The organism is Pedobacter psychrophilus (genome assembly GCF_001652725.1).
In the GTDB taxonomy this organism is placed as follows: domain Bacteria; phylum Bacteroidota; class Bacteroidia; order Sphingobacteriales; family Sphingobacteriaceae; genus Pseudopedobacter; species Pseudopedobacter psychrophilus.
Window position 1 is genome coordinate 215,156 of sequence record NZ_LWHJ01000011.1, and the last position, 21,194, is coordinate 236,349.

Sequence of the window (21,194 nt, forward strand, 5' to 3'; positions counted from 1 at the left end):
ACCATAATAAATTCTTTTTGGTAAATTTGCGGTTAAATTACAGAATAGATTTTTGAATGTCGGTTAAAATTGGAAATATTGATTTAGGAGAATTCCCTTTGTTGCTTGCGCCGATGGAAGACGTGAGCGACCCACCATTTCGTTTTGTTTGTAAACAGAACGGAGTTGATATGATGTATACGGAATTCATATCTTCTGAAGGGTTGATTAGGGACGCTGCGAAAAGCAGACAAAAGCTAGATATCTTTGAATATGAAAGGCCAATTGGTATCCAAATATTTGGTTCTGAGATTGATCACATGAGGCAAGCCACAGAAATATCTTCTATGGCAAATCCAGATTTAATAGATATCAATTATGGTTGCCCTGTAAAAAATGTGGCTTGTAAAGGTGCAGGAGCAAGCTTGTTACAGGATATTGATAAAATGGTAGCTATGACATCTGCCGTTGTTAAAGCAACTCATTTACCAGTTACCGTTAAAACTCGTTTAGGTTGGGATGATAACACTAAAAATGTTTACGAAGTTGCAGAGCGTTTGCAAGATGTTGGTATTCAGGCATTAACAATACATGGGCGTACACGTTCGCAAATGTATAAAGGAGTTGCCGATTGGAGTTTGATTAAAGAAATCAAAAGAAATCCTCGTATTAAAATTCCTATTTTTGGTAATGGAGATATAGACTCGCCAGAGAAAGCAGCCAATTGGAGATTAGAATATGAGGTTGATGGCATTATGATTGGCAGGGCTGCAATTGGCTATCCCTGGATATTTAGGGAAATAAAACATTTTTTTGAAACTGGTGAGCATTTAGCTGGGCCAACTTTGCAAGAAAGAATTGATATTTGTAGCATCCATTTAAAAAAATCTATAGAATGGAAAGGCCCAAAAACCGGTATATTTGAAATGAGAAGGCATTATGCTAATTATTTTAAAGGAATCGCGAATTTTAAAGAATACAGAATGAAGCTGGTCTCTTTAGAAAATATGGAACAGATACAAGAAGTTTTAGAAGAAATAGGAGATAAATTTGAAACAGAAATGGCTTAAGTTTTGTTATTTAAATAATTTTCTAATAAATTTAGAAAAATCTAGAAAAGCATGGTCATAAAAATCACCGACGGAGTAAAGGTTTCAGTAGAAACAACGTATCAACCCGAATATTCAAATCCAGCTAACGAACATTATATGTTTGCTTATAAGGTGATGATCGAAAATTTAGGCGAGTATAGTGTTCAATTGTTAAGTAGGCATTGGGATATTTTTGATTCTAATGGAACAAAAAGAGAAGTTGAAGGAGAAGGAGTGGTTGGTCTGCAACCGATAATTGAACCAGGTCAGTTTCATGAATATGTTTCTGGATGTAATCTAAAAACCGATATGGGAATCATGAAAGGCACTTATCAAATGAAGCGTTTAGTTGATAATGATTTGTTTGATGTGAAAATACCTGAGTTTAATTTGGTGGCTCCGTTTAAATTAAATTAAAATAATCTTAAAATTTATATTAATAGACTTACAAATTTTGTAGGTCTTTTTTTATGAATAATGTTTTATATTAATCATGGATTATCAATTATGAGGGAGAATTAACAGTTGTGGGCAGTAATAATTATTTTTTGATATTTCAGATAGATTATCTCCTCCCAAGAATTTGCCCTAAACTTAAACTCGGTAAAATTTGTATTCTTTTGGCAAAATCATCTTCAGACGCATAGAGTTGTGTTAAACCAATTCTAAATGTATTGCCAGTTTTCAATGCTTGATAGCGATACATGATATAGGTTATTGGGATAATTTTATTTTCTTCATAAATGTGGAATGTATTATTAGTAAAATAAATTGTTCCACCAGCTCCTAATTCCAAAAAGCTTCTTTTATTATTGTTGCCGATCAAATAATTAATTGCAACAGGAATTGTTGCTCCCAAAGTAATTCCTGCTCCTATATTAAATCCTAAACCCGTACTGCCAGGCTTGAATCTAGTATCATAATTAATAGATAACCCTAAACCCTGACCTAATATTTCAGCATTAATTTGTTGGGTAGGTTTTTGTGTTTTGGTGATAAGCTTTGAATTATTTCTCAAAGTATCAGCATAAACATCGTCATTCGTGTTTTGGAATTTCTTTCTTTTAGTTTCTTGTGAATGGACAGAAAACGCTGTTAACACAAATACAAAAAGAATACAGTAGAACTTGATATTCATTTTTTTAGGTTTATGGTTCAATGAAGATAGATGTAATTTTGGATTTTCTTAAAATCATATAATAATAATATCAAATCAATTATAGCTTTAAGTAGATAATTTTTAATTTAGTGCTTTATGGAAGAACAACACGACAATCAATTAAATATAGAGCTTTCTGAAGAGATGGCTGAAGGTATTTACGCAAACCTAGCAATCATTACGCATTCTAACAGTGAGTTTGTTTTGGATTTTATAAGGGTAATGCCCGGTGTACCTAAAGCAAAAGTAAAAAGTAGGATTGTCTTAACGCCAGATCATGCTAAACGATTGTTAAATGCTTTAGAAGATAATATTGCCAAATTTGAAATGATTAATGGGAATATTAAAGTGGGCGGGAATGACCAAGGAGGAATGCCTTTTAACTTTGGTGGGCCCACAGCGCAAGCATAATGGGTTAATCTATAGAGGGTGAGGAAAATTTTAAAAGGTAATACTGTTTTTGAAGAAAGCCTAAATGGCGGTTATCAATTGCAACTGAATAAAATTGCAGAAGTTTGGGATAATAATAAGTATTATGATTACGGAATCCTCAGGATTTTTCGGTTATTGATTGTAATCTCCCTGCTTTTTTTCCCTGGCGTTTTAATTGACGAAATCTTTAAATCTAAAGGTGCTTTAAACAGGAAATTGATTGTAGAGTTTTATGTTGTTCTCAAAATTATTTTTCCCATTTTAATTCTCTGCTATGGTTGGTATGATAATATTTATGTCATATCGTTATCCGTTTATTTACTTATAGAAACCTATATCTATTTGTTTTCTAAAATATTTTTAGAAGTTCAACATTTAAAGGGAGCTAATATCAGAACCTTATTGTTGTTGGTGATAAACTATTTTGAATCGGGGTTAACCTTTGCTGGTATTTATATGGCTGGCAACTATTTAAATATGCATATGGAAAGTGCGATTGAGGCCGTTTATTTTTCATTTATAACCAGTGCAACAGTTGGATATGGGGATATTTTTCCTGTAACTAATACAGGTAGAATTTTAGCTATGATACAGATATTTAGTTCTATTTCCTTTTTTGTATTGTTTTTTAATTTCTTTTCTGGTAAAACTAATCAACAAGAATAGAATTAAGATATTCGAAGATTTTTTTTGTATTTGCAGGCTCAAACCACATTAACTCTTTATTTTTTCTAAACCAAGTTAATTGCCTTTTGGCGAAGTTGCGGGTATTTTGTTTGATTTTATCGACTGCTTGATCTAATGTACAATCTCCATTTAAGTAGCTGAATAACTCCGAATATCCTACAGTTTTTAATGCATTCAAATGCTGATATTCTTTTAAAGATTCTACTTCGTTTAGTAAACCATCTTCTATCATTAAATCTACTCGATGGTTTATTCGTTGGTAAAGTTTTTCCCGTTCAATATCTAAACCAATTAAAATTGTATTGAATTCTCTTGACTTTTTTGGAGCATTGCGAAAAGAAGAAAAGGGTTTTCCAGTACTTAAACAAACTTCTAATGCTCTAATCATTCTTTGAGGATTATTGATGTCGACTTCATTATAATATTCTGGATCAAGTTGTTGAAGCTGACTTTGTAAGGGCTCAATCCCTTCTTTTTGAAATTGTTGGTTTAGTTGTTCGCGAATATTTTCATTTGCTTTTGGAATTTCATCAAAACCGTATAAAACCGCATTGACGTAAAGCCCAGAACCACCAACCATTATTAAAATATCATGAGTTTTAAATAACTCATCTATTTTTGCTAAAGCTTCTTTTTCAAAAGTGCCTACGCTAAAATCCTGATTGATAGAATGTGAATTAATAAAATGATGTGGAGCTGATGCTAATTCTTCATCATTTGGTTTAGCTGTACCAATGCTCATTTCTTTAAAAAACTGACGAGAATCGGCGGAGATAATTTCTGTTTGATAGTGTTGAGCAATTTTTATTGCTAAAGCTGTTTTCCCAATAGCCGTTGGACCCGCAATAACGATTAATGTTTTTTGTTGACTCACAAAATTGAGTTAATGATATGCGTTAGGGATTGAAACGGCACCCCGGATTGGCCGCTTTTGGGCGGACAAACGGAGTATAGTGTAAAGCCCGCTCGAACGCCCAAACCTTTATTGTTTCAAAATGTAATATATTATCTTTCTACGTCTTCCTCGTCAAATCCTTCATTATCAGAAAATTCATCGGCAAAACTATCTTCTTCTTCTTCTTCAGCATCGCTACCTTCTGTATCGGTATTTAAGCCTTCTAATTCATCTTCATCGGCAATTTCCACTTCGCTATCATCTATAAAATCTTCTTCATCACCAATCAAATCTTCTGGAGTAAAATTTGGAACAACAATTTTTGGAGCCTCGCCTATTGTTTTAAATAGGCTTGGAAGCGTTAAAGCCGGATTATTTTCTAAAATCTTAATTAGCTCGACATGAAATTCATAAGGTTTTTCAAAATTGTAGATGTAATAAAATTTTTGATGTGGATCATCTATAAATTTAGAGAATTTAGAATCTTCCATTAAAGCTATTGCATTATTTACTTTTCTAGCGTTAGGAAGATAGGCCAACTCTTCATTTTTTATCCATTGATCATTACTCACATAAAATGAAGAGCTTTTTTCGGGATCATAACCTACATTTTTCAAAAAGAAATCATGCAAATCCTTAAAAGTTTGATTGGACTTGATATCAATCTCTCTCACTACTTCATCGTAGTCTTCAAAGCTTATCCTAAATCTATAAATTGCCATTTTGCAAAAATAATTTTTGTTTTGATTTTATTACTAATTAATATGATTTGCTAGTTCTAAATTTAAGTTTTTACCCAAATTTACCATCAAATCTATTGCTTCTTTTCTATCGTTTTTAATTTCACCTTCTAAAATGGCTTCCCTAATCTGATTTTTTATCACCCCAATTTCTCTGCCAGCTTTTATATCAAAAGCTTTCATAATATCCTCGCCAGTAATTGGAGGTTGCCAGTTCCTAAGTTGGTCTCGTTCTTCAACATCTTTTATTTTTTGTTTAACGAGTTCGAAGTTAGACCGATATTTTGTCTTTTTATATTCGTTTTTTGTAGTAACATCTGCATTGCAAAGTTGCATCAAAGCATCAATATCTTCTCCAGCTTCAAAAAGTAAGCGCCTAACTGCAGAATCCGTAACCACATCTTGTGCTAAAACAATTGGGCGTAAATGTAGCAAAACTAGTTTTTGTACCAGTTTCATCTTTTCATTTAAAGGGAGTTTTAATTGTGCAAAAATCCTTGGAACCATTCGGGCTCCTTTATCTTCATGACCGTGAAATGTCCAGCCGTGGTTTTTTTCAAACCTTTTTGTAGCAGGTTTTGCAATATCATGTAAAATAGCTGCCCAACGCAACCAAAGGTCATCTGTTGTTTTGCAAATGTTATCTAAAACCTCTAAAGTGTGGTAAAAATTATCTTTATGTCCTTTTCCATTGATGATATCCACACCATATAAATCGCACATTTGCGGAAAAACTTCTTTCAATAGGCCAGTATCAAACAAATAATTAAACCCGATTGACGGAATAGGGGAGAGAATAATTTTATTCAATTCATCAGTAATACGTTCTTTAGAAACAATCCTAAGTCGAGTTTTATTTTTTTCGATGGCTTTTAACGCATCTTCAGAAATTTTAAAATCAAGTTGAGCAGCAAACCTAATTGCTCTCATCATCCTTAGAGGATCATCAGAAAAAGTTTCTTCTGGATTTAAAGGCGTGAGAAGAATTTTTTCTTGTAAATGTTGCACTCCATCAAAAGGATCAATTAATTCTCCAAACTTGTCATCAGAAAGGTGGATTGCCATCGCATTTACTGTAAAATCACGGCGTTTTTGGTCGTCTTCTAAAGTGCCATCTTCTACAATTGGTTTGCGGGAATCTATGCGATAAGATTCTTTTCTGGCACCTACAAATTCTACTTCTAAATCCTGGTATTTTAACATTGCTGTACCAAAACTTTTAAAAATATTTACTTGAACATTTAATTCTTTGGCTACTGCCGATGCAAAATCAGGACCATTGCCCAAAACCACAATATCCACATCTTTTGATAGTCTGCTTAAGAAAATATCACGTACAAAACCACCAATCACAAAGCATTCTACGTTTAGTTGCGTAGCAACTTTTGATATAATTTTAAATACAGGATGTGAAAGTTGTTGTTTCAATATTGATAATTATTTCTTTTTTTCAAAGATAACAATATACATCGTGGTTTAAATTTCGGATAAGATTCAATTATTTCCTAATAAAAGCAAATTGTCCGCCAGCACCTAATTTAATAATGGTTGAGGATTGTTTTTCTTCTAGGTTTTCTTGTTCTAAATCCACCACGTAATCAACTCCGTCAATAATCTCTTCAGATATTTTAGAAAAATTTGCGGGAGTAGGCTCTCCGCTTATATTTGCTGAGGTGGAGACAATGGGTTTACGAAAACGTTGAATCAGTTGCTGACAAAAATCATGTTTAGGAATGCGTATGGCGATACTTCCGTCATCATTGATTAAATTTTGAGCAAGATTTTTTGCGCCATCATAAATAATGGTTAAAGGCTTTTCAGTGTATTCAATTAAATCATAAGCTACATCTGGGATTTCTGAAACATAGCTTTGTAACTTATTTTCTGTATCAATAAGGATGATTAAGCTTTTACTATCTTCTCGATTTTTTAAAGCGAAAATTTTTGCAACAGCTTCTTCATTTGTAGCATCACAACCCAAACCCCAAACAGTATCAGTAGGATAGAGAATGATTCCTCCATTTTTTAAAACTTCTAAAGCTTTGTTTATTTCTTCTTTTATCATTTATGGATGTGTGCAAAATTAAACCTCAAACTGCAAAGCACTCAAATGCTTATATAAACCCTCTGGATTTTGTAAAAGCTCTTTATGATTACCTTTTTCCACAATTTTCCCTTTATCTAAAACGATAATTTGGTCGGCTTCTCTTATGGTTGATAAACGGTGTGCGATGATAATAGAAGTTCTATCTTTCATCAAAACCTCTAACGCTTCTTGTACCAATCTTTCAGATTCTGAATCTAATGAAGAAGTTGCTTCATCTAAAATTAAAATAGCTGGATTTTTCAATAATGCCCTTGCAATAGCAATTCTTTGTCTTTGTCCGCCTGATAATTTAACACCTCTTTCGCCAACCACAGTTTCGTAACCTTCTGGGAAACCAGTAATAAATAAATGGGCATTTGCTTTTTTTGCGGCTTCGGCAATTTCTTCATCGCTTGCCGTAAGTTTGCCATAGGCGATGTTTTCATTAATCGTTCCACCAAATAAAATGACATCTTGAGGAACAATTGCAACCTGATTTCTTATATCAGTTAAAGCAAAATCTTTGAAAGGTTTTCCATCAAAAAGAATTTCTCCCCTTTGGGCATGATAAAAACCTAAAATTAAACTGGCAATAGTAGATTTTCCAGCTCCTGACGGACCAACAACTGCGACTTTTTCTCCAGCTTTAGCCTCAAAAGAAACACCATCCAAAACCACAATATCTTTTCTGCTTGGGTAGCTAAAATGAATATTTTGAAAACTTAAATTACCATGGATAATATCTTTAATTTCATTGTCATTTGAATTGATTGAAATAGGTTCGTTTTCTTCTTTTAAGATTTCTAAAACGCGTTCTGATGCGCCCAAAGCTTTTTGAACATTTGCATATAATTCAGGAAAACTTCCCATCGCTGCTCCTACAAAAACCGAGTAAAGCATATAAGCCAATAAATCGCCAACAGATAAACCACCTTGTTGCACCAAAATAGAGCCGTACCAAATCACTCCCATTATTGCCCCAAACAAACAAAATATAATAAATGATGCAAAACCACCACGATAATTAGAACCCCTAACCGCAATCTTAACAACTTCTCTTAAACTTTTATCATAACGATTTGCTTCAAAAGATTCGTTTACGAAGGCTTTTACATTTGATATTCCTTGTAAAGTTTCTTCGACAATGGTATTGGATTCTGCTAATTTATCCTGAGCTTGTCGGGATATTTTCCTGATTGCCTTACCAAAGAAAACACCTGCAACTACGATAATAGGAAGGATTGATAAATTGAATAACGTCAATTTACCAGACACCATTATCAATATAGAGATACCACCAATTAACAAAACTATTTGGCGAATCATCTCGGCTAAAGTGGTAGTTAAGGTGTCTTGTATTTGTGATAAATCTGCGGAAATCCTACTGTTTAATTCTCCAACTCTTCTATTTGCAAAAAAGTTCATGGGTAGCGTAATCATCCTAAAATAAGTATCTCTTCTAATATCTGCCAAAGCTTTTTCGGCAACTTCTACAAATAATCTTATCCTAAAAAAAGAAACAAATGCTTGTACAAATAATATGGCAAATGCTAAATATCCAATGGTATTTACAGAATTTGGCATTCCATAATCAGGTTTAATACCTTGTGCCACATCCACCATTACTTTAATTAATGCAGGGAAAGCCAAGCCAGTTAAACTGGATAAAAGCAAGAAAACCATCCCTAAAGCAAATTTACCCTGATATGGTTTTAAGTATTTTAAAAGTTCTGATATTTTTTGGAGATTCTCCTTATTGATCTTCGATTTTGTAAATTCTTCGCCCCGGGAAGAGCTGCTATTTAATCCGTTTCTAGCCATCTAAAATTTAATTTTAAGCAATAAAAATGCTTTAAGCGGGCAAATTAGTTATATAAAAAGCAGCTATGATTTTTTTGGTGAAATTTTACGGAATACAAACAGAGCAAAACTGATAATAGCCAAGCCTAAAGCATAAGAAACAATCTGAAAAAACTTTTTGCTTTTCTTGAATTCTAAATTATCTTTTACTAGTCTGTCGTTTTCTACTTGTAGTTTATTGATGGTTTTCATATAAGCTAAATTTTTATACTCATAATCTTTACCTTGTGTTGCAACCTGTTCTTGCTGATATGTTTTATAGTCTAAAAGTGTTTTTGTTTCTCTTAAAATATCATTATCAGTTTTAATAATTTGTGTTAAAATATCCATGCTGCGCTGCATATCTTTTTTGGTTTTAAAACCAAAAATGCCAGTCCTTTCGCTCAGGCTATTATCAAATTGTCCAAATTTAGAACTTCTGGCTTGCAACATTCCATTTATTTTATTTCGTTGCAAACTATAAGTTAGGCTATCTACATTTTGAAAGGCGTTTGCGAAAAAAGAACTCAATATAAAAATGCTCAATAAAATATACTTCATTTTTTTTGTTTTAGGATAAACTCCAAGCTTCGGCTTTTTCTTTAAACAAAGGTTTAACCAGCTTCCAAGTATTAATAAATAATTCTGATTTTCTGTAGTTCTCTAAATCATTTTCACTTTCCCAATGGCTAATAGTGAAAAATATTTCTGGTTTATCAATCTCCTGACGCAAGTCTACTTTTAAACAACCTTGCATCTTTGCGATTTTAAGCTGTGCACTTTCAAAAATCGATTTAAAATTATCAATTTCAGATTCATTAAAGACCATTTTCACTAAACGTACAATCATCAATGAAATTCTATTCTTATCATATCGTTAGCTTTTAAACCTAATAAGCCACTGGCCTTTCCTTTATTAATGGCAATTTCTAAATGATCAGAGATTCCGAATAAGCATAATTTTTCTCCTTCGGGCACTTCATCATAGTGCCAGCTCAATTGAGTAATAAATTCACTCCTTTTAAAGTGGAGCGTAAATTTGCGGCCGTTTTGTACTTTGGTAAATAAATCTTTTGTAACATTAGTGACTACGTTTTCAAAAGAATCAATAAAAATAACACATCCCTTAATCAGATCTTTTTCTATTACCGGATTAAAATTCATCCGATGTTCAATTTCAAAGGTTGAATCGCCAATTTCTTTTAATTCGCCACCTGAAGCTAAATGACAAGCGGCCTTTACAAAAATATCAGCCAAAGGAAAATGTAAAAACTTTAAGCTTTGTAAAATATTCAATTCCACAATTTCTTGCGGATTTTCATCAAAAATCAATGAAAATATACCATTATCAGAACCTACAAAATAATGGTCACGATATTTTACGGCTAAATATTTATTTGAAGCACTATAAACGGTATCAATACCTATTAAATGAACGGTATATTTAGGAAAGTAATAAAAACTATTTTTTAAAAGAAAGGCAGCTTTAGAAATATTAAAAGCTTCAATTTCATGGGTGATGTCAATAATATTTACGCTAGGTAAAGTATTTAAGATACTTCCCTTTAATGCCGCTTGATAGAAATCTTTGTAACCTAGGTCGGTTGTTAAAGTAATAATTGCCATTAATATTGTAAATATTTATTCTTAATCTTGTATCACAAGATTAATGCTACAAATATTAAATTTTTAATTTACATTCATATCAGAAACATAAAATCTCTAACTTGAACGAACTATTAATTACTTTAGAATCTGTTAACCCAGTAGTGCTTTGGGGGCCAAATAACGAGTTTTACGACATTATAAAACGATCTTTTCCGAAACTTAAAATTGTTACTCGTGGCAATGAAGTAAAAGCTTTAGGAGATGAAACAGAACTCAACAATTTCAATGAAAAGCTTAACGCGATAATTTCTCACCTAGATAAATATCAAAATTTATCAACAGGAGATATTGATAGCATATTAGGAACTGATAGTTCTGCTAGAATAGCTGCCAACGCCAAAGAAGGAGAAGAATCACAGGGATCTTCTGAAGTGATTGTTTTTGGTCCTAATGGGATAATGGTAAAAGCTAGAACTGTTAACCAACGTAAGATGGTAACAAGCATTATTAAAAACGATGTGCTATTTGCTATCGGCCCTGCCGGAACAGGAAAAACCTATACTGCTGTTGCTTTAGCGGTAAGGGCGTTAAAGAATAAAGAAATCAAACGTATTGTATTAACCCGTCCAGCTGTGGAGGCAGGAGAAAATTTAGGTTTTTTACCAGGTGATTTAAAAGAAAAAATTGATCCCTATTTACGTCCGCTTTATGATGCTTTGGACGATATGATTCCGCCTGATAAGTTGAGGACTTTTTTGGAGAATAGAACCATTGAGATTGCGCCTTTAGCATTTATGCGTGGTAGAACATTAGATAATTGTTTTGTGATCTTAGATGAAGCGCAAAATGCTACTGATATGCAGCTCAAAATGTTTTTAACAAGGATGGGACCATCAGCTAAATTTATAGTTACTGGTGATGTTACTCAAATTGATTTACCAAAAAAACAACAATCTGGTTTACATAATGCCCTGAGAATTTTAGAGGGAATTAAAGGTATTGATGTGATTTATCTAAGCGGTAAAGATGTAGTGCGTCATAAATTGGTAGTTAAGATTTTAGAAGCTTACGGAGATATTCAAGAGTAGTTAGAATTGAGACGCTAGATATGAGAATAGAGACTCACTTGCAAAATGTATTAATAAAAAATATAAACAATCACAAGTTGACTTATACAAAACAAAAATTGTAATAATGATAGGAGAATCAATTTAAAAACTCTTAATAGTTTTCAATACTCAAATCTCATTACGTATATCTAAAAAGAATGCAAGCAATAAAAGAAACAAATTACAAATTTCCAAACCAAACCAATTTTTACAAAGGAAAGGTTAGGGATGTTTACACAATACAAAATAAGTATTTGGTGATGGTAGTTAGTGACCGTATTTCGGCATTTGATGTGGTGTTGCCAGAACCAATTCCCTATAAAGGTCAGGTGTTGAATCAGATTGCTGCAATATCCTTAGAAGCAACCAAAGATATTGTCCCAAATTGGGTAATTAATGTTCCTGATCCTAGCGTAACTATCGGTAGAATTTGTGAACCATTTAAAGTAGAAATGGTAATTAGAGGATATTTAGCAGGGCATGCAGCCAGAGAATATGCTTTAGGAAAGCGAGAAGTTTGTGGTGTTAAATTGCCAGAAGGTTTAAAGGAAAATGATAAATTACCAGAACCTATTATTACCCCAACAACAAAAGCATCTGTTGGGCATGATGAGGACATATCTAGAGAAGATATATTAGCAAGGGGAATTGTGAGTGAAGAAGATTACCTACAATTAGAAAAATACACCAAAGCTTTAAACCAAAGAGGAACTGAGATTGCGGCAGAAAGAGATTTAATTTTAGTAGATACAAAGTATGAATTTGGCAAAGCCGATGGAAAAATCTATTTGATAGATGAGATTCATACACCAGATTCTTCCCGTTATTTTTATAAAAACGGATACGAAGAATTGCAACAAAAAGGAGAGCCTCAAAAGCAACTTTCAAAAGAGTTTGTTAGGAAATGGTTAATAGAAAATGGTTTTCAAGGAAAAGATGGGCAACAAGTACCTTTAATGGATAAGGAGAAGGTTAAATCTATTTCTGATAGATATATTGAGCTGTTTGAGAAGATTACAGGGAAATCTTTCGTGAAAGAAAACCATGAAAATATTTATAACAGAGTAGAAAATAACGTTTTAACAGCATTAAAAATGCTTTAAACTTTTCAGTTTTATTTTACAAGAAAATAATTAACTTAGACAGCTTACTAAGATTATGAAATTTACAATAGATAAACACGAAAAATACATTTTAATTAAACTGAACGAAGGCAAATTAAACTCCCTAGTTTCGCCACAATTAAAATCAGAATTAATCTTGACTAATACCGAAGGACAAAGAAATATTATCTTAGATATGTCTAATGTAAAATATGCTGATTCTAGCGGTTTAAGTAGTTTATTAGTTGGACATAGATTATGTAAAAATTCTGACGGTGTGTTCATATTAACAGGTATTAATGAAGCCGTATCAAGATTAATCAATATTTCTCAGCTAGATAATGTGATTACCATTGTACCTAAAGTAGAAGAAGCTATTGATTTAATTTTTATGGAAGAAGTTGAAAAACAATTGAAAAAGGAGATGAAGTAAGTTTATTTCCTTTCATTTAAACCCCAAATCCGAAGATGAAATTTGAAATCACGATTTTGGGCAGTAGTTCGGCAACACCAATTTTTCATAGAAACCCAACCTCCCAAATACTTAATGTAAACGAAAAACTTTTGATGATTGATTGCGGAGAAGGCACTCAGCAACAAATGCTACGATTCGGAATTAAGTACCATAAAATAGATTATATTTTTATTAGCCATTTACATGGCGATCATTATTTTGGTTTAGTAGGCCTGATTTCTTCTATGCATTTAAACGGACGTAAAAAGCCGCTTTATCTTTTTGCACCTCCGCAAATTCAAGAAATTTTAGAACTTCAATTTAAACATTCGGCTACGGTTATTAAATTCCCAATAGAATATTATCCTATCCAAAATGATAAAGCGGAAACTATTTTAGAAACCAATGATGTAAGTGTAGAGACTATCATTTTAAACCATAGAATTCCAACTACAGGGTTTTTATTTAAAGAAAAGCAAAGGTTAAGAAGGATAAATAAAGAGGTTGTAGAAAAACTCAACATTCCTGAAGAATATTATGCCCTAATAAAAAAAGGGATAGATTTTAAAGATGAACTAGGTAATATTCATAAGGCTATTGATTTAACCACTGAAGCAGATGCACCTAAAAGTTATGCTTATTGTTCTGATACTGTTGCAGATGGTTCATACCTTAAGCAATTAGAAGAAGTAGATTTGCTTTATCACGAGACCACATTTATGCATGATATGGTAGATAGGGCGAAGGAAACCTTTCATACTACTTCTGTAGAGGCAGCTATCATTGCTAAAAATTGTGTAGTTAAAAAATTAATGATTGGCCATTTTTCTGCCAGATATAGAGACTTATCTCCATTGTTAATGGAGGCAAAAGAGATATTTCCAGAAACTTATTTAGCCATAGAAGGTGAAACTTTTATGATTTAATTTCTTTTTCAGGAACTGTTCTATTAAAAATTTTATAATCAGCATAAAAAGTTCCAAAAGGCAAAAGAGAAGCAATAAAAGCCCAAAACATGATAATTAAGCTCCACTTTTTTATATAAGAAACTTGCAAAACTAAAATTACATAGGTTACAAAAAGCACACCATGAGCCATACCAACAACATAGTTAGGTAATGGCATCAAAAATCGATATTTCAAGCCCATTGTAAATCCTAAAAGTAAAAAGGAGCAGCCTTCTAAAAAACCTATAATTCTCAATCTACCTAAAGGCGATTTTATTAAATCTTTAATCATGTTAAATAAGAAAATTCAAAAATAGTATCCCAGATTAAGAAATTTGTCAGAGATTTCTAGGAATAAAAATTAGCTGCTTGATAAAGGATTTAATCTTCAATAATTTCTTGTACCCTTCCAACTTGTCCATCATCTAACATCACTTTTATACCTCTATGATGTTTTGGTGCGCTTGTTAAGATACGTTTCACAATTCCTTCTGTTAATTCACCGCTTCTTTGGTCTTTTTTTAAAACGATGTTAACCAGCATCCCGGGTTTAATATCTGCTCTTACAGTTCCATCCATTTTTTAAATTATTAATCTTACCCCGCCAAGTTCTTCAATTCTATATGGAAAACGATCTCCAGGCGATCCAATAAACATAAAATTTGGAGGTATATGCCATTCGTTGGATAACTTGTCTATTAATTCGGGTCCAAATTTATCCATTAATTTTATAAAATGTATATCAATTTCCGGGTACATTCTATCTAATACATTAATATCAGTTTCTAAATTTTCAGCCACTTTTTCACCCTCTTTTAATATAGTAACAATCCTAATTTTTTTGGTATGCTCATTATTTCTAATATAGTTCATTACGTGATTTAAATTCGCCACATTATCACCTTTTGTAAAAAAAACAAATTCTTGCTGATTTATTCTGTTGATATTTTTTTGTAGATTTCTACTGATTGATACTACTGCCCTTCTTAATGGGACCTCTAAATTACTATTATCAATAGCTTTTTTAATCGGAGCAAATAGGTACTGAATAAAATTAATTAAAAATTTTAAGAGCGTAGTTCTGTTCAGCATTATGACTAAGAACAGAATTGTAGGAATAAAATATTCTAAAAATACGACAACGTTTCTTGGTTCTGCAGGATTTTCTGGTACTATTAATATATTACCAATAATTGCACAAGTTACTGCAACCAGTGCAAAAATTAAGGCTGTCCATTTTGCTTTTTCTGGTCTAGGCAAACGCTTCCTTTTAATTTTAAGCAACATATTTCCAATAACAAAAAGTGCCATAACAGATAAGAAGGAAAGCGTATAAACTCCTGCTAATAAGGTAACATTTCCTTTAGTGATTAGTAGTACAGAAACACTTAATAAAAAGAATAAAATGATAATACGATATGAGCTTCCTTTTTTATTCTTTTTTAGAAAGAAGTTAGGCATAATACGATCTAATGTTATCCTTTCTAATAAACCAGATACACCAATAAATGATGTTAATACAGCACCACTTAAAACTAAAACAGCATCAATAGAAATTATAAAAGCTAGCCATTCTCCTGTACTTATCAGTCCAATTTGGCTTAATAAGGCATTGCTGTATAATTTAATTTCAGGGATAGGTAAAACACAAATAGCTAAAAATGCGATTAACGGATTTAAAACACTTACCACTATCCACATGTTTCTCAATGTTTTAGGGAAAACACCTTTTTTCTGTTCTTCAACAAAATTTGCCGAGCTTTCAAATCCAGATATACCTAACATGGAAGCCGCAAAACCAAAGAATATAGCCATTCCTATACTTCCAAAAGTTAGCGGGCGATGCCAATTAGCAAGAAGGTTCTCAATGCCGATATTAAAAATATATAATATAATTGAGCCGATAAGTACAACCATAGTTACTAAATGGAATAAGAAAATTCCAATTGCTACTTTAGCAGATTCGGTAATTCCAGATATGGTTAAGAAAGCAAAAATTGCCAGGATTACAATTGTGGCTATAATTATTGGTAAGGATGGAATTAGATGTGCCAGATAATGCATTGCTTCATTAGCGGATATTACAGCCGTAGCCATATATGATAATATGGTTAAACAAGCAGCTAAGGACGCCATTGATTTACTTGTAGTATTCAATAAGGCATTATATGCACCTCCGTTTAATGGTAGCGCTCCAACTACCTCACCATAAATTTTTCTAAAACTAAATAATACTACCGCAACAATTAGCAATGTAATCCAGGCATATTGTCCGGCAAAGCCGATAGCTAAAGCCGACACATAAAGAACTGAAGAACTAATGTCGTTTCCGCAAATTGCTGTTGATGCTAATTCTCCAAGTTTTTTTTCTTCCTTCATATTTGGATATTTTTTTCTGTTTGAACTTCTTTTGATGTTTTGATGATTACAGGAATCTCTTGCTGACTTCCATATAGTTTTAGTTCTTGAATATCAGATGGTAAGCTGTAACCTTTTAATATTAATTCTTTCTTAACGTTATTAATTACTAGCCCTCTGGTAACTAATGCTGCCTTCCTAAAATCTTTGGTATCTGCCCAAAACAACACTTTTAAATTAACTGTGCTGGTAGCCAACTCACTTTCTACTACAAAATTCTCATGTTCAGTATCGCTAACTAAATCCGGGTGACTATTTAAAATTTGAAGGATTTCTTTTTTTGCACCATCTATATCATCTTCATAAGCAATACCAACAATAAACTCAAGTCTAAAAAACCCATCTTCTGTATAATTGGTAACTGGCATAGTTAGCACATCTGCATTGGGAATGTAAACGTCTTTCCCATCAAAAGTTTTTATTTTTGTATATCGAAGTTCTAAAGCTTTAACCTTTCCAAAAATTTCGTTCACCATAATGGTGTCATTTACGTTAAATGGTCTGCTGAAAGCTAGTATAAACCCAGCAATAAAATTCTCTCCAATATCTTTAAAGGCAAAACCTAAAACAATAGCACTAGCTCCAGCTGCGGCTAAAATACCCGCTGCAATCCCGCCAAAACCTCCAGCATATAAAGCCATCATAATTACCAAAATGATAAAAATCATTTTTAAAGCTTTAGTCAGGAATTTTGCAGTTAAGGGATCTTTTGATGTTCTTACCAATCGTTTTTGTATAAAACCAGAAATAAGGTTGCTAATTAGAATACCAATTACAATGATGATAATTGCAGTAATCAGTTTTGGTAATGCGAGAATGAAAGAATCCCAATAATGCTGTGTAGCATTAGAGAATTCTGTAACAAAATTATTCATGTAAGAATTTATAGCAAGCTAAAGATATTTAAAAGCCCTAATAGTTTAGATTATTGCTTTCAAATATTCGTCCAAAAAAAATAATTAACCCAAATTTCCTTTTCAATTCCAATCAATTTATGCCATTAAATATCCATTTAGGCACTAAAAAAACATTAAAATTGGGATAAAACTCAATGCTTTCTTTATCTTTATGCGATTTATTAAATCACTCCTTTTTTGGAATCTCATTTCAAACATCATAAAATAAAACACATGTCAAATTCATCGAAAATTATATATACCAAGACAGACGAAGCTCCTTTATTAGCTACATATTCATTTTTACCTATTGTAAAAGCTTTTACAGCTGCAGCAGATATTGATGTAGAAACGAGAGACATCTCTTTAGCAGGGAGAATTTTAGCAAACTTCCTGGAGTTTTTAAAAGATGATCAAAAAATTGGAGATGCATTGGCAGAGCTAGGAGCTTTGGCAACAACCCCAGAAGCTAATATTATCAAATTACCAAACGTTTCTGCTTCAATTCCACAGTTAAAGGAAGCAATTGCAGAGTTACAATCTCAAGGCTTTGCATTACCAAATTATCCCGAAGAGGCAAAAACAGAAGAAGAAAAAACGATCAAAACAAAATATTCAAAAGTATTAGGTTCGGCAGTAAATCCAGTTTTACGAGAAGGTAACTCTGACCGTAGAGCACCAAAAGCAGTAAAGAACTACGTAAAAGCTAACCCACATTCAATGGGTGCCTGGTCTTCAGATTCAAAAACAAAGGTTGCTAGCATGAGCGACGGTGACTTTTACGGTTCTGAAAAATCTGTCACTTTAGATAGTGACTCAAAATTTAAAATCGAATTTGTAAATGCTACCGGAGAGGTTACAGAACTAAAAGGCCTAGCGAATTTAAAAGCCGGCGAAGTGATTGATAGTTCTGTATTGAGCATTTCAAAATTGAAAACTTTTGTTGCCCAAACCATCAAAGAAGCCAAAGATTCAGGAATTTTGCTTTCTGCACATTTAAAGGCTACCATGATGAAGGTTTCAGATCCTATCATTTTTGGTGCAATAGTAGAAGTTTACTTTGCAGATGTTTTTACTAAATATGCAGAGCTTTTCAAAACTTTAGGAGTTGATACCAGTAACGGTTTGGGTGATGTTTACGTAAAAATTGCCGGTAACGAACAAGAAGCAGAAGTTAAAGCAGCAATTGATGCAGCGATTGCAAACGGGCCAGCCTTAGCAATGGTAAATTCTGATAAAGGCATCACCAATTTACACGTTCCCTCAGATGTAATTGTAGATGCTTCTATGCCAGCAATGATCCGTACTTCTGGACAAATGTGGAATAAAGATGGTAAAGCGCAAGATAATTTAGCTATTATTCCTGATAGATGTTATGCAGGTATTTATACTGCAACCATTGATGATTGTAAGAAAAATGGAGCATTCGATCCAACCACTATGGGTTCTGTACCAAACGTGGGTTTAATGGCTCAAAAAGCAGAAGAATATGGTTCTCATGATAAAACTTTTCAGGCTACAGCTAACGGAATTATCTGTGTAAGTGATGAATCAGGAAAAGTGTTTTTTGATCAGCCTGTAGAAAAAGGAGATATTTTCCGCATGTGCCAGGCTAAAGATGCCCCAATCCAAGATTGGATTAAACTTGCTGTAAACAGAGCCCGTTTATCAAATACTCCTGCAGTCTTCTGGTTAGATGAAAACCGAGCTCACGATAGAGAAATCATTAAAAAAGTAAATAAATATTTGCCAAATTACGATACTAAAGGATTGGATATTCGTATCCTTTCTCCAATTGAAGCTACTAAATTTACTTTAGAGCGTATCCGTAAAGGGGAGGACACTATTTCGGTAACTGGAAATGTCTTACGTGATTACTTAACCGATTTATTCCCAATCTTAGAATTAGGGACTTCTTCAAAAATGTTATCTATCGTCCCTTTAATGAATGGCGGTGGTTTGTTTGAAACTGGTGCTGGTGGTTCTGCTCCTAAACACATAGAGCAATTTATTTCAGAAGGTTATTTACGTTGGGATTCTTTAGGTGAGTTTTTGGCTTTACAAGCTTCTTTAGAGCATTTGGCACAAACTCAAAATAATAGTAAAGCTCAGGTTTTAGCAGATGCATTGGATGAAGCTAATGCAAAATTCCTGGCTGAAGATAAATCTCCGGGCCGTAAGTTAGGAACTATTGATAATCGTGGTTCTCATTTTTATTTAGCTTTATATTGGGCCGAGGCTTTGGCGGCACAATCAAAGGATGCGGATTTAAAATCTAGATTTACGCCATTAGCAAAAGCATTATTAGAAAATGAAACAAAAATCAAAACTGAATTGATCGAATCTCAAGGTAAAGCTCAAAATATTGGTGGTTACTACCATCCTAATGACGATTTAGCGTCAAAAGCGATGAGACCAAGTACCACATTTAACCAAGCATTGGCTAATTTATAATTTATAAAAGTTGTAAGATTTTTATCGGCATAAGCTCAAAAATTTATGAATAGTTAAGAGGCAGTTTAAGCGAAAGTTTAAACTGCTTTTTTGCTTTATAATTTTAAAGAATAAATCAGTCGTTAATTATTATAATTAGATGAAATTACTAGAATTGGCATATTTATAGCGATACTTTTATCAAATAAAATAAATTAGAAATCATGGAAAACGATCAAAAAAATAATTATAATGATAGTTTTAAGAGAAACGGTGAATCTAACCTTGCTGATAATGAAGCAAAGAATTTAAAATACAACGAAGAAGAGAACAGCTACGAGTTAGATGTAGAATCAGATGATCCTGATTATCAACATCCAGATCCTTACGACACTGCAGCTGATGATGGGGAAGATATGGATTCGGATTGGGATGAAGCGAATCCTTACGTAGGCGATGAATATGAAAAAGATCATTCTTTAAAAGATGATTTAAACAACTTAGGAATGCACAAAACAGACTCGGATCATCTGAAGATGAGCAAACGTGATGAAAAAAATAGTCACGTACCGGAAGATGATAGAGACGATTTAGACGAAGAAGGTTACCCAATTAATAAATAGAATTTGGGATTGTTAATGAAAAATTAACCTACGCTTTGCGTTATATTTTTTCCATAAAAAGGCAAAAGGCTACATCAAAAAAAGGCATTAATGCCGCTTCAATCGTTAAAAAAAAAGCATCTTATTTTAAGATGCTTTTTTCATTAAAAACCGTCAGAATATTAATTCTTAAGATAAAAGATTTTTTTGGGTTGATGTATTTAGCTTTAAGCTTTGTGCATTTTGCTTTTAGCTTACATCATCCAAATTTGTGAGCTCTGCGCCCTTTGCGGTTTTAATAAACCATTTTCAAATCAAAATCCTAGTCCAAGTCTAAATTAAAAACTTTCCTAAAATCATCCAGTTTTGGGTTTTTCGCTAATAAATGTTGGTATTTATCTTTAGAAGTATAAAGCTTTTTTTCTTGTGGTTTATCTACAATAATAGTCTCTAAAGTAATCTGAAAGTTTTTTAGCGTAGTCCTTAAATGGTTCATCAAATCAACTTTTTCATGTAAAAGTTCATCAACCAAAATCTTGCTTTCTACTTGTAGCTCTATATGAAAATCGTCTTTTAAAATAGGAGTATAGTTGTCCATTAAAGCAGATAGCTTCATCTTATTTTGCCCTTTCATTTGGCTGGAATATGTAGACCACACTTCTAAAAATTCTTCTTTAGTAAAAGGATTTTTTTCGTTGCCAGTTAATTCTACTTTT

At 32.7% G+C, this 21,194-nt stretch carries 24 protein-coding genes; 10 read left to right on the top strand and 14 right to left on the bottom strand.

Going from position 1 to position 21,194, the window contains the following annotated elements:
• Positions 1-56 precede the first annotated feature (56 nt).
• Positions 57-1,049, top strand: coding sequence for a tRNA dihydrouridine synthase DusB (dusB, locus tag A5893_RS01480; RefSeq protein ID WP_068820765.1), 993 nt, complete (start codon positions 57-59; stop codon positions 1,047-1,049).
• A 51-nt stretch (positions 1,050-1,100) separates the two neighbouring features.
• On the top strand, positions 1,101-1,487 hold the full coding sequence (apaG, locus tag A5893_RS01485; protein WP_068820766.1) for a Co2+/Mg2+ efflux protein ApaG: 387 nt from the start codon (positions 1,101-1,103) through the stop codon (positions 1,485-1,487).
• A 148-nt stretch (positions 1,488-1,635) separates the two neighbouring features.
• On the opposite strand, the gene A5893_RS01490 is transcribed toward apaG, so the two are convergent.
• Positions 1,636-2,208 (bottom strand): hypothetical protein, encoded by a 573-nt coding sequence (locus A5893_RS01490; RefSeq protein ID WP_157687345.1) that lies wholly within the window; start codon positions 2,206-2,208, stop codon positions 1,636-1,638.
• A 117-nt stretch (positions 2,209-2,325) separates the two neighbouring features.
• Between A5893_RS01490 and A5893_RS01495 the strand changes: the two genes are divergently transcribed.
• Entirely contained in the window at positions 2,326-2,640 is a 315-nt protein-coding gene (locus A5893_RS01495; protein ID WP_068820768.1) for a DUF3467 domain-containing protein, read from the top strand.
• A gap of 18 nt (positions 2,641-2,658) precedes the next feature.
• Positions 2,659-3,327 carry a potassium channel family protein gene (locus tag A5893_RS01500; protein WP_068820769.1) on the top strand — a complete coding sequence of 223 codons (669 nt, stop codon included), beginning with the start codon at positions 2,659-2,661 and terminating at the stop codon, positions 3,325-3,327.
• Here the strand turns inward: A5893_RS01500 and miaA are convergent.
• The 8 genes from miaA to A5893_RS01540 form a co-directional block, all read right to left on the bottom strand.
• On the bottom strand, positions 3,311-4,222 hold the full coding sequence (gene miaA / locus A5893_RS01505; protein ID WP_068820770.1) for a tRNA (adenosine(37)-N6)-dimethylallyltransferase MiaA: 912 nt from the start codon (positions 4,220-4,222) through the stop codon (positions 3,311-3,313). The genes A5893_RS01500 and miaA overlap by 17 nt on opposite strands.
• Before the next feature lie 131 nt (positions 4,223-4,353).
• A complete protein-coding gene (locus A5893_RS01510; protein ID WP_068820771.1) occupies positions 4,354-4,965 on the bottom strand; it encodes an IS1096 element passenger TnpR family protein in 612 nt (203 codons plus the stop codon).
• A gap of 33 nt (positions 4,966-4,998) precedes the next feature.
• On the bottom strand, positions 4,999-6,411 hold the full coding sequence (locus tag A5893_RS01515; RefSeq protein ID WP_068820772.1) for a CCA tRNA nucleotidyltransferase: 1,413 nt from the start codon (positions 6,409-6,411) through the stop codon (positions 4,999-5,001).
• A 70-nt stretch (positions 6,412-6,481) separates the two neighbouring features.
• Positions 6,482-7,048, bottom strand: coding sequence for an L-threonylcarbamoyladenylate synthase (locus A5893_RS01520; protein ID WP_068820773.1), 567 nt, complete (start codon positions 7,046-7,048; stop codon positions 6,482-6,484).
• A gap of 18 nt (positions 7,049-7,066) precedes the next feature.
• The gene (locus A5893_RS01525; RefSeq protein ID WP_068820774.1) at positions 7,067-8,890 is read right to left on the bottom strand and encodes an ABC transporter ATP-binding protein; all 1,824 of its coding nucleotides are present in this window, start codon (positions 8,888-8,890) and stop codon (positions 7,067-7,069) included.
• A 63-nt stretch (positions 8,891-8,953) separates the two neighbouring features.
• A complete protein-coding gene (locus A5893_RS01530) occupies positions 8,954-9,469 on the bottom strand; it encodes a hypothetical protein (RefSeq protein ID WP_068820775.1) in 516 nt (171 codons plus the stop codon).
• A gap of 10 nt (positions 9,470-9,479) precedes the next feature.
• Complete coding sequence (locus A5893_RS01535; protein ID WP_068820776.1) at positions 9,480-9,758, bottom strand: putative quinol monooxygenase; 279 nt, start codon at positions 9,756-9,758, stop codon at positions 9,480-9,482.
• Positions 9,758-10,534 (bottom strand): SAM hydrolase/SAM-dependent halogenase family protein, encoded by a 777-nt coding sequence (locus tag A5893_RS01540; protein WP_068820777.1) that lies wholly within the window; start codon positions 10,532-10,534, stop codon positions 9,758-9,760. The genes A5893_RS01535 and A5893_RS01540 overlap by 1 nt, the downstream gene beginning before the upstream one ends.
• 101 nt (positions 10,535-10,635) lie before the next feature.
• Here A5893_RS01540 and A5893_RS01545 point away from each other — a divergent pair, with 101 nt between their 5' ends.
• The 4 genes from A5893_RS01545 to A5893_RS01560 all read left to right on the top strand — a co-directional run bounded on the left by A5893_RS01545 (position 10,636) and on the right by A5893_RS01560 (position 14,108).
• Entirely contained in the window at positions 10,636-11,604 is a 969-nt protein-coding gene (locus A5893_RS01545; RefSeq protein WP_068820778.1) for a PhoH family protein, read from the top strand.
• Positions 11,605-11,783: 179 nt separating this feature from the next.
• The gene (locus tag A5893_RS01550; protein ID WP_068820779.1) at positions 11,784-12,728 is read left to right on the top strand and encodes a phosphoribosylaminoimidazolesuccinocarboxamide synthase; all 945 of its coding nucleotides are present in this window, start codon (positions 11,784-11,786) and stop codon (positions 12,726-12,728) included.
• A 55-nt stretch (positions 12,729-12,783) separates the two neighbouring features.
• The gene (locus A5893_RS01555) at positions 12,784-13,161 is read left to right on the top strand and encodes an STAS domain-containing protein (RefSeq protein WP_068820780.1); all 378 of its coding nucleotides are present in this window, start codon (positions 12,784-12,786) and stop codon (positions 13,159-13,161) included.
• A 35-nt stretch (positions 13,162-13,196) separates the two neighbouring features.
• Positions 13,197-14,108 carry a ribonuclease Z gene (locus A5893_RS01560; RefSeq protein ID WP_068820781.1) on the top strand — a complete coding sequence of 304 codons (912 nt, stop codon included), beginning with the start codon at positions 13,197-13,199 and terminating at the stop codon, positions 14,106-14,108.
• On the opposite strand, the gene A5893_RS01565 is transcribed toward A5893_RS01560, so the two are convergent.
• The 4 genes from A5893_RS01565 to A5893_RS01580 all read right to left on the bottom strand — a co-directional run bounded on the left by A5893_RS01565 (position 14,098) and on the right by A5893_RS01580 (position 17,422).
• Positions 14,098-14,421, bottom strand: coding sequence for a DUF3817 domain-containing protein (locus tag A5893_RS01565; protein WP_068820782.1), 324 nt, complete (start codon positions 14,419-14,421; stop codon positions 14,098-14,100). The two genes, A5893_RS01560 and A5893_RS01565, sit on opposite strands and share 11 nt — an antisense overlap.
• Before the next feature lie 89 nt (positions 14,422-14,510).
• Positions 14,511-14,708: a YwbE family protein gene (locus tag A5893_RS01570; protein WP_068820783.1), complete on the bottom strand. Its 198-nt coding sequence runs from the start codon at positions 14,706-14,708 to the stop codon at positions 14,511-14,513.
• A gap of 3 nt (positions 14,709-14,711) precedes the next feature.
• On the bottom strand, positions 14,712-16,508 hold the full coding sequence (locus A5893_RS01575) for an APC family permease (protein ID WP_068820784.1): 1,797 nt from the start codon (positions 16,506-16,508) through the stop codon (positions 14,712-14,714).
• Positions 16,505-17,422, bottom strand: coding sequence for a mechanosensitive ion channel family protein (locus A5893_RS01580; protein ID WP_068820785.1), 918 nt, complete (start codon positions 17,420-17,422; stop codon positions 16,505-16,507). The genes A5893_RS01575 and A5893_RS01580 overlap by 4 nt, the downstream gene beginning before the upstream one ends.
• Before the next feature lie 255 nt (positions 17,423-17,677).
• Between A5893_RS01580 and A5893_RS01585 the strand changes: the two genes are divergently transcribed.
• Complete coding sequence (locus A5893_RS01585; protein WP_068820786.1) at positions 17,678-19,897, top strand: NADP-dependent isocitrate dehydrogenase; 2,220 nt, start codon at positions 17,678-17,680, stop codon at positions 19,895-19,897.
• 203 nt (positions 19,898-20,100) lie between these two features.
• Entirely contained in the window at positions 20,101-20,499 is a 399-nt protein-coding gene (locus tag A5893_RS01590) for a hypothetical protein (protein WP_068820787.1), read from the top strand.
• Between the two features lie 301 nt (positions 20,500-20,800).
• Here A5893_RS01590 and A5893_RS18225 read toward each other — a convergent pair whose 3' ends face one another.
• Positions 20,801-21,112 carry a hypothetical protein gene (locus A5893_RS18225; protein WP_157687348.1) on the bottom strand — a complete coding sequence of 104 codons (312 nt, stop codon included), beginning with the start codon at positions 21,110-21,112 and terminating at the stop codon, positions 20,801-20,803.
• Positions 21,113-21,194: the final 82 nt, after the last annotated feature.

Bases quoted from the DNA above. Each gene is read 5' to 3' on its own strand.
- A5893_RS01575 (WP_068820784.1), bottom strand. From the start codon at position 16,508: ATGAAGGAAGAAAAAAAACTTGGAGAATTAGCATCAACAGCAATTTGC.
- A5893_RS01590 (WP_068820787.1), top strand. From the start codon at position 20,101: ATGGAAAACGATCAAAAAAATAATTATAATGATAGTTTTAAGAGAAAC.
- A5893_RS01490 (WP_157687345.1), bottom strand. From the start codon at position 2,208: ATGAATATCAAGTTCTACTGTATTCTTTTTGTATTTGTGTTAACAGCG.
- A5893_RS01555 (WP_068820780.1), top strand. From the start codon at position 12,784: ATGAAATTTACAATAGATAAACACGAAAAATACATTTTAATTAAACTG.
- A5893_RS01540 (WP_068820777.1), bottom strand. From the start codon at position 10,534: ATGGCAATTATTACTTTAACAACCGACCTAGGTTACAAAGATTTCTAT.
- A5893_RS01510 (WP_068820771.1), bottom strand. From the start codon at position 4,965: ATGGCAATTTATAGATTTAGGATAAGCTTTGAAGACTACGATGAAGTA.
- A5893_RS01565 (WP_068820782.1), bottom strand. From the start codon at position 14,421: ATGATTAAAGATTTAATAAAATCGCCTTTAGGTAGATTGAGAATTATA.
- dusB (WP_068820765.1), top strand. From the start codon at position 57: ATGTCGGTTAAAATTGGAAATATTGATTTAGGAGAATTCCCTTTGTTG.
- A5893_RS01550 (WP_068820779.1), top strand. From the start codon at position 11,784: ATGCAAGCAATAAAAGAAACAAATTACAAATTTCCAAACCAAACCAAT.
- A5893_RS01520 (WP_068820773.1), bottom strand. From the start codon at position 7,048: ATGATAAAAGAAGAAATAAACAAAGCTTTAGAAGTTTTAAAAAATGGA.
- A5893_RS01495 (WP_068820768.1), top strand. From the start codon at position 2,326: ATGGAAGAACAACACGACAATCAATTAAATATAGAGCTTTCTGAAGAG.
- A5893_RS01525 (WP_068820774.1), bottom strand. From the start codon at position 8,890: ATGGCTAGAAACGGATTAAATAGCAGCTCTTCCCGGGGCGAAGAATTT.
- A5893_RS01585 (WP_068820786.1), top strand. From the start codon at position 17,678: ATGTCAAATTCATCGAAAATTATATATACCAAGACAGACGAAGCTCCT.
- A5893_RS01570 (WP_068820783.1), bottom strand. From the start codon at position 14,708: ATGGATGGAACTGTAAGAGCAGATATTAAACCCGGGATGCTGGTTAAC.
- A5893_RS01530 (WP_068820775.1), bottom strand. From the start codon at position 9,469: ATGAAGTATATTTTATTGAGCATTTTTATATTGAGTTCTTTTTTCGCA.
- A5893_RS18225 (WP_157687348.1), bottom strand. From the start codon at position 21,112: ATGAAAGGGCAAAATAAGATGAAGCTATCTGCTTTAATGGACAACTAT.
- apaG (WP_068820766.1), top strand. From the start codon at position 1,101: ATGGTCATAAAAATCACCGACGGAGTAAAGGTTTCAGTAGAAACAACG.
- A5893_RS01560 (WP_068820781.1), top strand. From the start codon at position 13,197: ATGAAATTTGAAATCACGATTTTGGGCAGTAGTTCGGCAACACCAATT.
- A5893_RS01580 (WP_068820785.1), bottom strand. From the start codon at position 17,422: ATGAATAATTTTGTTACAGAATTCTCTAATGCTACACAGCATTATTGG.
- A5893_RS01535 (WP_068820776.1), bottom strand. From the start codon at position 9,758: ATGATTGTACGTTTAGTGAAAATGGTCTTTAATGAATCTGAAATTGAT.